The organism is Shinella sp. 1A1, from assembly GCF_055379515.1.
This window is the reverse complement of the sequence record NZ_AP039671.1, coordinates 773129-786347: the sequence shown is the minus strand read 5'-3', so window position 1 is coordinate 786347 and position 13219 is coordinate 773129. Positions and strand designations below refer to the sequence as shown.

The following is a 13219-nucleotide window of genomic DNA, read 5'->3' as shown; positions in this document are numbered from 1 at the left end:
CTATTCCGGCCATTCCTCGCGCGGCCATTGCCGCGCAGTATGGATGACGCGCAGGATGAACAGGGTCTCCCGCCCCTCGGCCATCTCCATGCAGTAGGCGAGAACATAGGGAAGACCGCTCACCGATTTCTCGTAGGTGCCGCCGACCCGGCCCGGCCGGCCGACGGCGCGTTCGCCCAAAAGGACCGCCGCCGCATCGATCCGCGCGGCAACCGAGCGTGCCGCTGCGGGATCGTCCTTCGCGATGTGGCGGACCTGCTGCTTCAGGTCATCGAGGGCCGCGCGGGACCATCGGACGGGACGCTTCACGACCGGTCGCGCTCAGCCGTATCGATCGCGGAGGCGAGTTCGGACATGGCTTCCTCGTGCGAAACCGTCCGCCCCTTGCGAACGTCCTCAAGGCCTTCGCTGATGCCCTCTACGATCGCCAGTTCCCTGGCGACATAGGCCGAGACCGCCTCGGCGGCGAGGAAGGAGCGGCTGCGGCGCGTGTCCGCCGCCAGCCTGTCGAGCTTTTCCTTGATGTCGGTGCTGACGCGGATCGTCATCGTCTTGCTGCTCATGGTGGCCATCCGTACTGGTTTGTGTACATGCCAGCACAATATCACACATCGGATGAAATTGAAGAACCCGTTCCTTTCGGCAGCTGGAGAAGAAGGCTCGCCAAACAAAAACCCCGGCCGTTTCCGACCGGGGTTTTCGAAATCCGATAAGCCGAAGGCTTACTTCGTTGCGGCTTCGTAGCGCTCCAGGACGTAATCCCAGTTGATCAGGCTGTCGACGAAGGCTTCGAGGTACTTCGGGCGGGCGTTGCGGTAGTCGATGTAGTAGGAGTGTTCCCATACGTCGACGCCGAGGATCGGTTCCGCGCCGTGGACCAGCGGGTTTTCGCCGTTCGGGGTCTTGGAGATGGCGAGCTTGCCGTCCTTGACGGAGAGCCAGGCCCAGCCGGAGCCGAACTGCGTGGTGCCGGCGGCGACGAAATCGGCCTTGAACTTGTCATAGCCGCCTAGATCGCTGTCGATGGCCTTCTGCAACGCGCCCGGCAGGCTCTTGCCGCCGCCGCCCTTCTTCATCCACTTCCAGAAATGGACGTGGTTGTAGTGCTGGCCGGCATTGTTGAAGAGGCCTTGGTTGGTGCCATAGGACTTCTTGACGATCTCTTCGAGGGAGAGGTTCGCAAGGCCTGCTTCCTCCGCCAGCTTGTTGCCGTTGTCGACATAGGCCTTGTGGTGCTTGTCGTGGTGATATTCGAGGGTCTCGCGCGACATGAAGGGCGCGAGCGCGTCGTAATCGTAGGGAAGCGGCGGAAGTTCGAAAGCCATGATGGTGTCTCCTCTTTGTTTGCCGCAATTCCGAAGGCGGGCCGGTTTCCCGGCCAATGCTGGAATTGCTCTGGCGACGGAATTTTGTGAAGGAAATCCGTGAGCGGAACATAGGAGCGGCAACCGGAAGAGGCAACCGCCCGCCTTCCAAATTTTCCTGACATGCGGCAAAATCCTTCCCGTTTCGCCTGCCGGATCAAGGGCGGACGGAACCCCTTTCCGATTCGCGGCGTTTCGCCCTTCCCGCCAACCCGGAGCCCTCCATGCGCATCATCCCCTTTTCCGCCCTCGCCCTCTCGCTTGCCGCCGCCGACGCCCATGCCTCTTCCTCCGATGCCTGGGAGGAATTCCGCGCGGATGTGGAGAAAAGCTGCCTTGCCAGCCTGCCGGAGGTGCTGGGAACGCCGAACGTCTTCGTCGAGCCGACCGGCACGCAATCCTTCGGCATCGCGGCGATCGAGGGGCTTTCGCCGGAATCGAAGAGCCAGATCACCTATGTCTGCATCTACGACAAGCAGAAGAAGACGGTGGAAGTCTCCCCGCCGATCGCCGCGGAATTCCTGCATGTGGTGCGGGAAAGCGAGCGCGAGGCGGCGGCCAGAAAACGGGCCGAGACGGGGGATAATACGACGCAGGATGCGGCGGGGCAGGAATAGGAACCCATCGGGGAGCTGCACTTTCCTGCACTCCTCCCGCTGCCTAACATCCTCCGGGCACCACGTCTCCTCCGTCATGGTCGGGCTTGAGCCGACCGTCTACCGGGACGCCGCGGATCGTGGATCCTCGGGTCAAGCCCGAGGATGACGCAGGAGGAGAGGGAGCGCGCGATTGAAGGCACGCTACCTGTGCCGCACCGCTCTATTGGGGAGGTCGCCTCTCCTGCCCCTCCGTCACTCTCGGCCTCGGGCCGAGGGTCAAAGCCGGCCCTGAGGCCGGCCCCCTTCATTCACGCATCGCCGTTCGAATGCGCCCAGTCGAAGTAGAGGTCGCGGGCCTTGGCGGTGATGGGGCCGTGAGGAAGGTCGCGGTCCTCGAAGCGGGTGACGGGGACGACCTTGGAGTAGTTGCCGGAGGTGAAGATCTCGTCGGCAGCTGCAAAGTCGGCCGGGGTGAGCGTGGTCTCGACCACGTCGAAGCCCGCGTCCCGCAAAAGGCCGATGACGCGGCTGCGCGTGATGCCGGCAAGGAAGGTGTGGTTGGCGGCGGGGGTGAAGACGACGCCGTCGCGCACCATGAAGATGTTGGACGAGGCGGTCTCGGCGACATTGCCCAGCATGTCGCGCACCAGCGCGTTGTCGAAGCCACGCTTCTTGGCCTCCACCAGCATGCGGGCATTGTTCGGGTAGAGGCAGCCGGCCTTGGCATCCGTCGGCATGCATTCCACCGTCGGGCGGCGGAAGGGCGAGACGGTGAGCGAGGAGCGGGCGTTCGGATCGCCCAGCGAGGCTTCGAACAGGCAGAGCGCGAAGCGGGTGGAGCCCGCATCCGGCGCGACGACGCTGATCGGCGAGCCGTGCTCGGCCCAGTACATCGGCTTGATATAGATCGCCGTCCTGCCGTCGAATTTCTTGACGCCTTCCCAGGCAAGCGCCTCGATCTCTTCCGGGGAGACGGTCGCCGCAAGGCCCAGCGCCTCGGCGGAGCGGTTGATGCGCCGGCAATGCAGGTCGAGGTCCGGCGCGATGCCATCGAACCAGCGCGCGCCGTCGAAGACGGTCGAGCCGAGCCACATGGCATGCGAGGTGGGGCCGATGAGCGGCGGGTTGCCGGAAATCCATTCGCCGTCCACGAAGGTCCAGGTGGCGGAGCGCGGTGAGGTATCGACTGGCATGTTTCAAACTCCTTCCAGAGCATTTCCGGCAAAGGGCGGAGCGGTTCGGCGTCCGCCAATGCGAAGAACCAAAGAGCCGGAGCGGTTTCGCGGTTCGCGAGAAAAGCGGAAATGCCCTGGCCCATCAAGGCCCGACCGGGATAAGCGGTCAAGTCGCCCCTGCCTTCCGCCAGAGCGCGCCGCATGTCCATTCAAGATGTTGAATGGGTGCATCAGGTCTTGTCATAGATGGCCCGGTTGAGGGCCTTCCGGGTGCATGCGATAGAAGAGCAAAAGGGAGACGGCCATGCGCGCGATGTACTACGAAGCCTTTGAAGCGAAACCGGATATCCGCGTCCTGCCGGATCCGACGCCGACGCCCGGCGGCGTGGTGATCAAGGTCGAGGCGACGGGGCTTTGCCGCAGCGACTGGCACGGCTGGATGGGTCACGATCCCGATATCCGGCTGCCGCATGTGCCGGGGCACGAGCTCGCCGGCACGGTGGCGGCGGTCGGCAAGGCCGTTACCCGCTTCCGCGAGGGCGAGCGCGTGACCGTGCCCTTCGTCTCCGGCTGCGGCCATTGCGGCGAGTGCCGCTCCGGCAATCAGCAGGTTTGCGAAGAACAGTTCCAGCCGGGCTTCACCCATTGGGGGTCCTTCGCCGAATATGTCGCCATCGACCATGCCGACCAGAACCTCGTGCACCTGCCGGAAGCCATCGACTATGCCACGGCCGCCAGCCTCGGCTGCCGCTTCGCCACCTCCTTCCGCGCAGTGGTGGACCAGGCGCGGGTGACGGGCGGGGAATGGGTGGCGGTGCATGGCTGCGGGGGCGTCGGCCTCTCGGCCATCATGATTGCCGCCGCGCTCGGCGCCAACCCCATCGCGATCGACATCTCCCCCGAGAAGCTGGATTTCGCGAAGAAGATGGGCGCGGTCGCGGCGATCAATGCCCGCGCGGTGACCGATGTCGCCGAGGCGGTGCGGGAGATCACCGGCGGCGGGGCGCATGCCTCCGTCGACGCGCTGGGCTCGCCCGTCACCTGCTTCAATTCCATCAAGAATTTGCGGCGGCGCGGGCGGCATGTGCAGGTGGGGCTGATGCTGGCCGATCATGCGACGCCGCAGATCCCCATGGCGCAGGTCATCGGCCATGAGCTGGAGATCTATGGCAGCCACGGCATGCAGGCCTGGCGCTACGATGCCATGCTGGCGATGATCGAAAGCGGCAAACTTGCGCCGCAGAAGCTGATCGGCCGGCATATCGGGCTGGAGGAGGCGGTGCCGGCGCTGATGGCGATGGACCGGGCGACGGATCTGGGGATCAGCGTGATTACGCGGTTCTGAAGGGTGGTGGGCTTGGCTCACCCCCCTCTGGCCTGCCGGCCATCTCCCCCACAAGGAGGGAGATCGGCAAGAAGTGAGAACCTCGCTCAATCAGCGACGTTGAAGATAGGCGAAACGTCGCTCCATCCAATCTCCCCCCTTGTGGGGGAGATGGCCGGCAGGCCAGAGGGGGGTACCCCACCCGATACGAACAATTGACATTCGCCGCCCGATAACCGCCAATCGACGGCAAGAGTGCAGGAGAATCGCAGCCATGTCCCATGCCGCCTATGTGTTCGACGCCTATGGCACGCTGTTCGACGTGCATGCGGCGGTGCGGCGTCATGCGGGGGATGTGGGGCCGAACTACCAGATCTTTTCCGAGATCTGGCGCGCCAAGCAGCTCGAATATTCCTGGACTCGGGCGCTGATGGGCGCCTATGCGGATTTCTGGCAGCTCACCGAACAGGCGCTCGACTATACGTTCCAGCGCATCGGCGGCGTCGATCCCTCTCTGCGGCAAAAACTGCTCGACGCCTACTGGAAGCTCGATTGCTACCCGGAAGTGCCGGCCGTCCTGAAGGCGCTGAAGCAGCGCGGCGCGCATATCGCCATCCTTTCCAACGGCTCGCCCGCCATGCTCGCCTCGGCGGTGAAGAATGCGGCGCTCGACACCGTGATCGACGACATCTTCTCGGTGGATGCGCTGAAGACCTACAAGACCGCCCCGGCCGTCTACGATCTGGTGACGACGAACTACCGGCTCTATCCGAATGCCGTCTCCTTCCAGTCCTCCAACCGCTGGGACATTGCCGGGGCGACGAAATTCGGCTTCCGCACCGTCTGGATCAACCGGTCCAACATGCCGGACGAATATTTCGACCTCGGCCCGTCCCTGATCCTGCCTTCGCTGGAGAGCCTGTAAGATGGCCTGGTCCGCCGCGCAGTACCTGAAATTCGAGGACGAGCGCACGCGCCCGGCCGCCGACCTTCTCGCCCAGGTGCCCGCCGATCTCAGGGCCGGCACGGTCTATGACCTCGGCTGCGGCCCCGGCAATTCGACGGAGCTGCTGGTCAGGCGCTTCCCCGGCCGGGGCGTGCGCGGCGTCGACAGCGCGGCGGACATGCTGAAGGCGGCGCGCCAGCGCCTGCCGGGCGTGGATTTCGTCGAATGCGACCTTGCCAAATGGCAGCCGCCGGAGCCGGCCGCCCTGCTCTTCGCCAATGCCGTCTTCCAGTGGCTGCCCGATCATGTGGCGCTGATGACGCGGCTGATGGACGGCCTTCGCCCCGGCGGCGTTCTGGCCGTGCAGATGCCGGACAATCTTTCCGAACCCTCGCATCTCCTGATGGAGGAAAGCGCGCTGGCCGGTCCCTGGCACAGCGCCTTTGCCGAGGGTACGCCACGCCGCAAGCCGTTGCCCGGCCCCGCCGCCTATTTCGATGCGCTCGGGCCGAAGGCGGCGCGTGTCGACGTCTGGCACACCGCCTACAACCACCCGATGCCGGATGCGGCGGCCATCGTCGAATGGGTCAAGGGCACGGGGCTGCGCCCCTATCTCGACCGCATCCCGGCGCAAGAGCGCGACGGCTTCCTTGCGGATTACGAGGCGCGCATCGGCAAGGCCTACCGGCCGATGGCGGACGGGCGGAGGTTGCTGCGCTTCCCGCGGCTCTTCATCATCGCCGTGAAGGCCTGAACCTCATATCTTCTCCACGAGAAAATCGATGAAGGCGCGGATGCGTGCGGCCAGATGCTCGTGGCCGGCGAAGACGGCGTGCACGATCTCGATATCACCGGGATTGAAGGCCTCCAGCACCGGCACCAGCGTGCCGGCGGCGATGTCGGGCTCGACATGGAAGCGGCCGATGCGGCCGATGCCAAGGCCGTCGAGGCAGAGCTGGCGCAGGATCGCTCCGCTGGAGACCAGCATGTTGCCCGTGATCTCATAGGGCTCGGTGGCGCCGTCCTCCGACAGGAAGGGCCAGTCGTCCATGCTGCGGCGGAAGTTGAAGCGCAGGCAATTGTGGGCGGCGAGATCGGCGGGGTGCTGCGGGGTGCCGTGCCTTGCGAGATAATCCGGCGAGGCGATGACGACCTTGCGGCTTTCCAGCAGCTTGCGCGCCTTCAGCGAGGAGTCGCGTAGCGGCCCGGAGCGGATGGCGACGTCGGTGCGCTCGCCGATCACGTCGATCACCCCGTCCGTCAGCGTCAGGTCCAGCTCGATCTCCGGGTAGAGCGCCAGGAAGGCCGGCAGCAGCGGCAGGATGTAGCGCTCGCCGAAGCCCACCGACGCGTTGACCCGAAGCGGGCCGCGCGGCACGACCTTCGCGCCCTCGGCGACGATCCGCTCCGTCTCTGCAATCTCCGACAGGATGCGCCGCGCCCGGCCGAGATAGACCTCGCCCTCCGGCGTCAATTCCAGCCGGCGCGTGGTGCGCACGAGAAGCCGCGCGCCGAGCCGGTCCTCGATGCGGGTGACGAGCTTGCTGACGGCGGAGGGCGACAGGCGCAGCTTGCGACCCGCGGCGGAAAAGCTCTTCAGCTCCGCCGCCAGCACGAAGACCTCCATTTCGCCAGCCCGGTTGTCCATGCGCCACCTGTGAATTGACTTCACATATGCTTATCCACTACTCCCGATTAACGCGCAAGTGGCCCTGCCCCATATTCCGCCCCGAACCTGATCACCCACCAACAGGACGCCCGGCCACCGGGCGCGGGGATTGAACCATGCCACTTGCCCTCCTTGCCCTGACCGTCGCGGCCTATGCGATCGGCACCACGGAATTCGTGATCGTCGGCCTGCTGCCGACCGTCGCCTCCGACCTCCACATCACCCTGCCGCTCGCCGGCCTTATCGTTTCCGTCTATGCGCTCGGCGTGACTTTCGGCGCGCCCGTTTTGACGGCGCTTACCGGAAAGCTCGGCCGCAAGCCGCTGCTGCTCGGCCTCATGGCCCTCTTCATCGCCGGCAACGCGCTGGCAGCGCTCGCGCCGAGCTACGGCATGCTGCTTTCCGGCCGGGTGCTGTCGGCCTTCGCGCATGGCGTCTTCTTCTCCGTCGGCGCCACCATCGCGGCCGATCTCGTCGCGCCGGACAAGCGCGCCTCCGCCATCGCCATGATGTTCATGGGGCTGACGGTCGCCATCGTCACCGGCGTGCCGCTCGGCACCTTCATCGGCCAGACCTTCGGCTGGCGCGCCACCTTCTGGGCCGTGGCCGGCCTTGGCCTCGTCGCCTTCGCGGCCATCGCCCTCCTGCTGCCGGCGAACCTCAAGCGCGAGGAGCCGGCCGGCCTCATGGAACAGATGCGCGTGCTCGGCTCCGGCCGGCTGCTGATCGTCTTCGCCATGACGGCGCTCGGCTATGGCGGCACCTTCGTGACGTTCACCTTCCTCTCGCCGCTGCTGCAGCAGGTCACCGGCCTTTCCGAAAGTACGGTCAGCCTCGTGCTGGTGCTCTATGGCGCAGCCATCGCGCTCGGCAATGTCGTCGGCGGCAAGGTGGCGGACCGCGATCCCGTCCGGGCGCTCGTCGTGCTCTTCGCCCTGCAGGCCGCCGTGCTGGTGCTCTTCACCTTCACCGCCCCCTCGCCGGCCCTCGCGCTCGTCACGCTCGCCGCGCTTGGGTTCCTGTCCTTCGCCAACGTGCCGGGCCTCCAGCTCTATGTCGTCGCCATGGCGCAGCGCCACCGCCCGGCCGCCGTCGACGTCGCCTCGGCGCTCAACATCGCCGCCTTCAACCTCGGGATTGCAGCCGGCGCATGGATCGGCGGCCTGGTCGTCGCCTCCCCGCTCGGCCTCGGCGCAACGCCGTGGGTCGGCGCCATCCTCGTTGCCGGCGCGCTCGGCCTGACCCTTGCCAGCGGCGCGCTCGACCGGCGCGAGCGCGGCCAGCCGGATGCCGCCTGCCAGCCCGCCTGAAACCCTTCGACCGCCGGGGCGTTCCTCCAAAGAGCTCCGGCGGGCCACCAACCTCACAAGGAGAAAAACCCATGAAAACCGTCAGGGCCAATGGCGCCCATATTCCCCAGCTCGGCTTCGGCACGTTCCGCATGCCCGAAGCCGAGGTAATTTCGATCCTGCCGAAGGCGCTCCAGAGCGGCTTCAACCATGTCGATACCGCCCAGATCTACGAGAACGAGGCCGCCGTCGGCGAGGCCATCCAGACATCCGGCATCGCCCGCGACAGCATCTTCCTCACCACCAAGGTCTGGGTCGGCAATTACGGCAGGGACCGCTTCGCTGCCTCCGTCGAGGAAAGCCTGAAGAAGCTGAAGACCGACCATGTCGATCTCCTCCTCCTGCACTGGCCGAACGAGGCCGTGCCGCTCGAGGTGCAGATCGGCGAACTCAACGCCGTGCGCGAGCGGGGTCTTGCCAGGCACATCGGCGTCAGCAATTTCAACACGGCGCTGATGGCCGAGGCCGTGCGCCTCAGCGCTGCGCCGCTTGCCACCAATCAGGTCGAATACCATCCCTATCTCGACCAGATGAAGGTGCTGGAGGCTGCGGAGACCTATGGCATGGCGCTGACCGCCTATTACGCCATGGCCGACGGCAAGGTCCCGAACGATCCGGTGCTCAAGGAAATCGGCGCAGCGCACGGCAAGTCGGCGGCGCAGGTCGCGCTGCGCTGGCTGATGCAGCAGCCGGACGTCGTCGCCCTCACCAAGACCGCAACGGACAGCCGGCTTGCCGAAAACCTCGCCATCTTCGACTTCGTGCTGACGCCCGGCGAGATGATGCGCATCCACAAGCTCGCCCACCCGGACGGCCGCATCGTCAGTCCCGACGGGCTTGCTCCGGCATGGGACAAGGCGGCGTAAGAGGCACGCCTTACTTGAAAATCCCCTTCTCCTCTCGGGGAGAAGGGGACCCGAAGGGTCGGATGCGGAGGCTTTTCTCACCATCCGGCTTTTGCGCATCATGAATCCCGCCTGCGGTGTCCCCTCATCCGCCTGCCGGCACCTTCTCCCCGAGGGGAGAAGCGGATGTGGACCGATTTGCCCTATGGCGATGCCCTCGCCGCCCCTCGGGCCGGCTTCCCAAAGGCCCGCCGGGCGGATATGGGTGATGTGCCGCGCCGCGAGCGGCTGGGAGCCCTTCATGCAGACCTCGTCCCCGACCGTCTTTGCGCCGGACTGGCCGGCCATTGCCGCCGTCATTCTCGGCGTCACCGCCTTTTCCGTGGCGCAGGGGCTCACCTATCCGCTGATCTCGCTGACGCTGGAATCGCGCGGCTATTCGCCGGCGCTGATCGGGGTCAACGCGCTCGCCTTCGCCGGCGGGCTTGCCGCCTCGACGCTGCTGCTCGGCAGCCTCACCGCGCGCTGGCGGGCCGACCGGCTGATCATCGCCAGCCTCGTCGGCTGCTCGCTCTGCCTTGCCACCTTCGCCGCCTCCACCTCCTTCGCCGTGTGGCTCGGCGCCCGCTTCCTGCTCGGCTTCTTCGCCAGCCTCATCTTCATGCTCGGCGAGGCCTGGCTGAGCGCCGCCTGCCCGGACCGGCTGCGCGGCCGGATCTCCGGCGCCTACGGGGCGGGCATGTGCGCCGGCTTCGCCGCGGGGCCGCTCGCCATTCCGCTGCTCGGCAGCGAGGGCGGGCTCGGTTTCGCGCTGACGGCGGTCTATCTCGCCATCGTCGCCTTCGCGACCGGCATGCTGATGTTCTCGACGCGGACGGTGCCGGAGCCCTCCTCGACGGGTGCCGTCTTCCGCTTCTTCCGGGCAGCACCCCTGCTCGTCGGCATGGTCTTCGTCTTCGGCTTCGCCGATATCGCGGCGATCTCCGCCATGCCAGTCTATTTCGTGAAGATGGGCTACAGCCAGGCCTTCGCCGCCGTCAGCGTGACGGTGCTCGCCCTGCCGACCGCCATCGCCCAGCCCTTCATCGGCCTGATGCTCGACAAGCTGCCGCGCGAGCGGGTGGCGCTGAGCGCCGTGACGGTCGCTGCCGCGAGCTATCTCATCCTGCCGTCGATGGAATCGGAAATCGCGATCCTCGCCGTCTTCGCGCTGATGGGCACGGCGACCTTCTCGCTCTATACCTGCGCACTCACCATGCTGGGCGAGCGCTACAACGGCGCGATGCTGGTGGCCGGCAGCGCAGCCTTCGCGCTCGCCTATGCGGCGGGCAGCGGCGCGGGCTCCAGCGTCACCGGCGCGATCATGGAGGCCGGCGGGCCGAAAGCCGGGCCGCTCTCGGTCGGCCTCGGCCTTGCCATCTTCACCGCGGCGCTGGTTCTGGCGCGGCGGCAATCGCGCCCCTAGAACGGAACCTCAACCATGAAAAACTATGGCGCCCTGAAGCTCGGCCTGGATGAAAACCAGTCCCTTCTCATGAAGCACCACGGCTACTACCGCGAGGCGATCCGCGACCGCTTTTGGTACGATGATCCGCAACCGGTTCGCTTCGGTGCGCTCGGACCGCCGCAGGCCGAGATCGATCTGGCAGCCATGACGCTTGTCGTGGACAAGGACCAATGCAACGAGCACGGCTACTGGCTGCCGCATCCGGACCTGCGCCCGCATATCGTCCGACAGGCGGCAAACCATGTCGACCGGTTGAAGCGCCTGGCGGACGGCACCGCCGGCAATCCGGGCTTCGCGCATTTCCACAGCGCCTTCGACGCAAGTCTCGAGGCATACGAGATCAACGATACGGTACGCCTTGGCCGCGATCTCTATCCCGGCGGGGCTCTTTCCATCGCCAAGGCGACCTATCTCGACCAGATCGGCACCAACATGCTGGCGGACCGGCCGGTCGAGCCACCCGCGGAGCGGCGACGCACCAGCCCGCTGGCGGGGCGCACCTGCCGGGAACTCGATACCCTCGATAACGGAAGACTGAAACCGCTCGACGACTGCATCCAGGCAAATACGATCGGTGTCGCGACCGTCGCGGTGGACCGGGACAATCGCATCATTGCCCGCTTCCGCAAGGCAAATGGCACCGGCAGCCGACCGGATCTTCCGCAGAAACGGCTGGGTGCGATGCCGGAAGGCTGGCACTGCTTCTCTTCCGGCGTGCTGGAATGGAGCGATATTGCCGAGGCCGCAGCGGAGGCCTCGGCGGAAAAGTTCTGCGCCGGCCTTATGGAAGGCATGCGGCGCGAGATCTGGTACGAGACCGGCTTTGCCCGCGATTCGGACGAGTACTCGATCGTGCCCTATGCCTTCGCGCGCGAACTCAAGCGACCGGGCAAGCCGCAATTCTTCTTCCTTACCAAATTCCATCGGATGCGGGCCGAGGACGTCTGCGCATGCGTAGAGGAGAGCTATCGCGCAAGCCGCATTCGCGAGGCGGGGGAATATGGCGCGCCCGAGCAGACAGGCCTCCAGAAGGTCGCGCGGCTCCTGCTGCGCAGTTGGCGGCCGCCACCCGGCTTCTGGATCATCGAACCCAAGGGGCGGAGCGGCCTCGACCAAGCCATGCTCCGCAGAATTTCCGACGAAGGGCATGAGGACCAGACGTTGACCTACGAGCTCTACGGCGCGCTCTATCTTCTACGCAATCAGGACATTTCGTCCTTTTTCGGGGAGCGATAATGCTGTTTCGTCAGGTGTTTTTCAGCCGCGGCGCCGGCATGTACCGCTTTCGGCCGTTGCGCAGCACTCTCTTCACGCTCGCCGTCTGCATCGTCTTCCTTCTTGCCTGGGAAGCCGTCGGCGCACCGGCGTCTTTTTCTGACGGCGCATGGTTGCTGCTGGTTCTGGTGCCGATCACCCTCCTCTACCAGATCGCGATGGTGGCATTGGGCCTTCAGGGGGTCATCGGCGCACCGCGCGCAATGGGACGCAAGGGCTTTGCGCTGCCCTCGATCTTCGAAGACCGGCCGGGCAACCGATCGGCCCTACCGGTCGTGCTCAGTCTGATCGCCAGTCTCTATTGCGCGAGCGCGGCATTGCTATTGCCCTTCACCGCAATCACCTTCAACGGTGATGGCTGTGCCGAATGGACTGCCGCGCTCTATCGCTTCCTGCTGCTGGTGGTGAATCTGGTGCCGGGCTACGACGCCTGCATCGAAATGCCGCCGCTGCTTTACCGCACTGCCCGCTTCATCATCAATGTCATGATTGCCGGCGCTCTCATTGCCCGCCTGCCGGATCTGATCCGTAGCAAGCCCTCCCGCGAGGCGCCCTGAGCAGGACGAGGAATGGCACCGCGCCCGATAAAGGACGCGGCGCCGGATATTCTTGTCAGACGAACTGGCTGAGCCCCGGAACCGAGGCGACGACTTCGTCGACCACGTCGCTGCCGGCATGTTCGCGGGCGACCGCGATGGTTTCCTTGGCAAGGCCGGTGATTTCGCCCATGCCGAGGCCCTGGCTCATCAGCTGCTGGCCGAGGCCCATGACGCCGCCACCGGCGCCGAGGGCGCTCATCAGGCCGCCGAGCAGGCCCTTGCCCTCGCCTTCGCCATTATACTGGGCGACGAGGTCGGAGGCGCCGGGAATGGCCTCGATCATCTTCGCGACCGGGCCATCGGCCGCCTCGCGCTGCAGGAAACCGAGCATCATGCCGATCGCCTTTTCGGCAAGGGCGGCATCGATGCCGACGGCATCGGCAACGCGGGAGACGAGATCGTTCATGGAAAATCCTCCGAAGGAATTGACGTTAACGTCAAGGTAAATGAATTCGCCGGCAAACTCAAGCGAGCCCGGCGCGCTTTCCCATCTTGAACCCGCCATGGCAAGGCCTTGAAAGCGTGTTGTTTGCCTGCCGGACTATCCTTATAAACTGAGCACGACGA

Annotated in this window: 15 protein-coding genes; 9 read left to right on the top strand and 6 right to left on the bottom strand. The window is 65.8% G+C overall.

The annotated features are described in order from the left end of the window. The 3 genes from ACZ48C_RS03870 to ACZ48C_RS03860 all read right to left on the bottom strand — a co-directional run bounded on the left by ACZ48C_RS03870 (nucleotide 1) and on the right by ACZ48C_RS03860 (nucleotide 1325). Nucleotides 1-309 (bottom strand): type II toxin-antitoxin system RelE/ParE family toxin, encoded by a 309-nt coding sequence (locus tag ACZ48C_RS03870; RefSeq protein ID WP_464782246.1) that lies wholly within the window; start codon nucleotides 307-309, stop codon nucleotides 1-3. Further along, nucleotides 306-563: a CopG family ribbon-helix-helix protein gene (locus tag ACZ48C_RS03865; protein ID WP_464782245.1), complete on the bottom strand. Its 258-nt coding sequence runs from the start codon at nucleotides 561-563 to the stop codon at nucleotides 306-308. The genes ACZ48C_RS03870 and ACZ48C_RS03865 overlap by 4 nt, the downstream gene beginning before the upstream one ends. Before the next feature lie 159 nt (nucleotides 564-722). Next, complete coding sequence (locus tag ACZ48C_RS03860) at nucleotides 723-1325, bottom strand: superoxide dismutase (protein ID WP_119258180.1); 603 nt, start codon at nucleotides 1323-1325, stop codon at nucleotides 723-725. Between the two features lie 263 nt (nucleotides 1326-1588). Between ACZ48C_RS03860 and ACZ48C_RS03855 the strand changes: the two genes are divergently transcribed. Continuing rightward, on the top strand, nucleotides 1589-1981 hold the full coding sequence (locus tag ACZ48C_RS03855; RefSeq protein WP_464782244.1) for a hypothetical protein: 393 nt from the start codon (nucleotides 1589-1591) through the stop codon (nucleotides 1979-1981). Nucleotides 1982-2271: 290 nt separating this feature from the next. Here the strand turns inward: ACZ48C_RS03855 and ACZ48C_RS03850 are convergent, their stop codons facing one another. Beyond that, nucleotides 2272-3156, bottom strand: coding sequence for a branched-chain amino acid aminotransferase (locus ACZ48C_RS03850; protein ID WP_464782243.1), 885 nt, complete (start codon nucleotides 3154-3156; stop codon nucleotides 2272-2274). 286 nt (nucleotides 3157-3442) lie between these two features. Between ACZ48C_RS03850 and ACZ48C_RS03845 the strand changes: the two genes are divergently transcribed. The 3 genes from ACZ48C_RS03845 (at nucleotide 3443) to tam (ending at nucleotide 6162) form a co-directional block, all read left to right on the top strand. After that, on the top strand, nucleotides 3443-4483 hold the full coding sequence (locus ACZ48C_RS03845) for a zinc-dependent alcohol dehydrogenase family protein (RefSeq protein WP_464782242.1): 1041 nt from the start codon (nucleotides 3443-3445) through the stop codon (nucleotides 4481-4483). 253 nt (nucleotides 4484-4736) lie between these two features. Beyond that, nucleotides 4737-5387 carry a haloacid dehalogenase type II gene (locus ACZ48C_RS03840; RefSeq protein WP_318911185.1) on the top strand — a complete coding sequence of 217 codons (651 nt, stop codon included), beginning with the start codon at nucleotides 4737-4739 and terminating at the stop codon, nucleotides 5385-5387. A 1-nt stretch (nucleotide 5388) separates the two neighbouring features. Then, complete coding sequence (tam, locus tag ACZ48C_RS03835) at nucleotides 5389-6162, top strand: trans-aconitate 2-methyltransferase (protein WP_464782241.1); 774 nt, start codon at nucleotides 5389-5391, stop codon at nucleotides 6160-6162. A gap of 3 nt (nucleotides 6163-6165) precedes the next feature. Here the strand turns inward: tam and ACZ48C_RS03830 are convergent, their stop codons facing one another. Continuing rightward, nucleotides 6166-7056, bottom strand: a complete 891-nt coding sequence (locus ACZ48C_RS03830; RefSeq protein WP_464782240.1) for a LysR family transcriptional regulator — start codon at nucleotides 7054-7056, stop codon at nucleotides 6166-6168. Nucleotides 7057-7193: 137 nt separating this feature from the next. On the opposite strand from ACZ48C_RS03830, the gene ACZ48C_RS03825 reads away from it, so the two are divergent. The 5 genes from ACZ48C_RS03825 to ACZ48C_RS03805 all read left to right on the top strand — a co-directional run bounded on the left by ACZ48C_RS03825 (nucleotide 7194) and on the right by ACZ48C_RS03805 (nucleotide 12610). Beyond that, nucleotides 7194-8387: an MFS transporter gene (locus tag ACZ48C_RS03825; protein WP_464782239.1), complete on the top strand. Its 1194-nt coding sequence runs from the start codon at nucleotides 7194-7196 to the stop codon at nucleotides 8385-8387. Between the two features lie 71 nt (nucleotides 8388-8458). After that, on the top strand, nucleotides 8459-9292 hold the full coding sequence (locus ACZ48C_RS03820; protein ID WP_464782238.1) for an aldo/keto reductase: 834 nt from the start codon (nucleotides 8459-8461) through the stop codon (nucleotides 9290-9292). A 280-nt stretch (nucleotides 9293-9572) separates the two neighbouring features. Further along, nucleotides 9573-10736, top strand: coding sequence for an MFS transporter (locus tag ACZ48C_RS03815; protein WP_464782237.1), 1164 nt, complete (start codon nucleotides 9573-9575; stop codon nucleotides 10734-10736). Nucleotides 10737-10751: 15 nt separating this feature from the next. Then, nucleotides 10752-12014, top strand: coding sequence for a hypothetical protein (locus ACZ48C_RS03810; protein ID WP_464782236.1), 1263 nt, complete (start codon nucleotides 10752-10754; stop codon nucleotides 12012-12014). Beyond that, nucleotides 12014-12610, top strand: a complete 597-nt coding sequence (locus tag ACZ48C_RS03805; protein ID WP_464782235.1) for a hypothetical protein — start codon at nucleotides 12014-12016, stop codon at nucleotides 12608-12610. The genes ACZ48C_RS03810 and ACZ48C_RS03805 overlap by 1 nt, the downstream gene beginning before the upstream one ends. A gap of 55 nt (nucleotides 12611-12665) precedes the next feature. Here the strand turns inward: ACZ48C_RS03805 and ACZ48C_RS03800 are convergent, their stop codons facing one another. Continuing rightward, the gene (locus tag ACZ48C_RS03800) at nucleotides 12666-13058 is read right to left on the bottom strand and encodes a hypothetical protein (RefSeq protein WP_119258171.1); all 393 of its coding nucleotides are present in this window, start codon (nucleotides 13056-13058) and stop codon (nucleotides 12666-12668) included. Nucleotides 13059-13219 lie beyond the last annotated feature (161 nt).

What these genes read in the sequence shown, in the direction of transcription:
- ACZ48C_RS03850 (WP_464782243.1), bottom strand. Translation starts at nt 3,156, where the DNA reads ATGCCAGTCGATACCTCACCGCGCTCCGCCACCTGGACCTTCGTGGAC.
- ACZ48C_RS03860 (WP_119258180.1), bottom strand. Translation starts at nt 1,325, where the DNA reads ATGGCTTTCGAACTTCCGCCGCTTCCCTACGATTACGACGCGCTCGCG.
- ACZ48C_RS03800 (WP_119258171.1), bottom strand. Translation starts at nt 13,058, where the DNA reads ATGAACGATCTCGTCTCCCGCGTTGCCGATGCCGTCGGCATCGATGCC.
- ACZ48C_RS03845 (WP_464782242.1), top strand. Translation starts at nt 3,443, where the DNA reads ATGCGCGCGATGTACTACGAAGCCTTTGAAGCGAAACCGGATATCCGC.
- ACZ48C_RS03820 (WP_464782238.1), top strand. Translation starts at nt 8,459, where the DNA reads ATGAAAACCGTCAGGGCCAATGGCGCCCATATTCCCCAGCTCGGCTTC.
- ACZ48C_RS03810 (WP_464782236.1), top strand. Translation starts at nt 10,752, where the DNA reads ATGAAAAACTATGGCGCCCTGAAGCTCGGCCTGGATGAAAACCAGTCC.
- ACZ48C_RS03865 (WP_464782245.1), bottom strand. Translation starts at nt 563, where the DNA reads ATGAGCAGCAAGACGATGACGATCCGCGTCAGCACCGACATCAAGGAA.
- tam (WP_464782241.1), top strand. Translation starts at nt 5,389, where the DNA reads ATGGCCTGGTCCGCCGCGCAGTACCTGAAATTCGAGGACGAGCGCACG.
- ACZ48C_RS03805 (WP_464782235.1), top strand. Translation starts at nt 12,014, where the DNA reads ATGCTGTTTCGTCAGGTGTTTTTCAGCCGCGGCGCCGGCATGTACCGC.
- ACZ48C_RS03825 (WP_464782239.1), top strand. Translation starts at nt 7,194, where the DNA reads ATGCCACTTGCCCTCCTTGCCCTGACCGTCGCGGCCTATGCGATCGGC.
- ACZ48C_RS03815 (WP_464782237.1), top strand. Translation starts at nt 9,573, where the DNA reads ATGCAGACCTCGTCCCCGACCGTCTTTGCGCCGGACTGGCCGGCCATT.
- ACZ48C_RS03855 (WP_464782244.1), top strand. Translation starts at nt 1,589, where the DNA reads ATGCGCATCATCCCCTTTTCCGCCCTCGCCCTCTCGCTTGCCGCCGCC.
- ACZ48C_RS03830 (WP_464782240.1), bottom strand. Translation starts at nt 7,056, where the DNA reads ATGGACAACCGGGCTGGCGAAATGGAGGTCTTCGTGCTGGCGGCGGAG.
- ACZ48C_RS03840 (WP_318911185.1), top strand. Translation starts at nt 4,737, where the DNA reads ATGTCCCATGCCGCCTATGTGTTCGACGCCTATGGCACGCTGTTCGAC.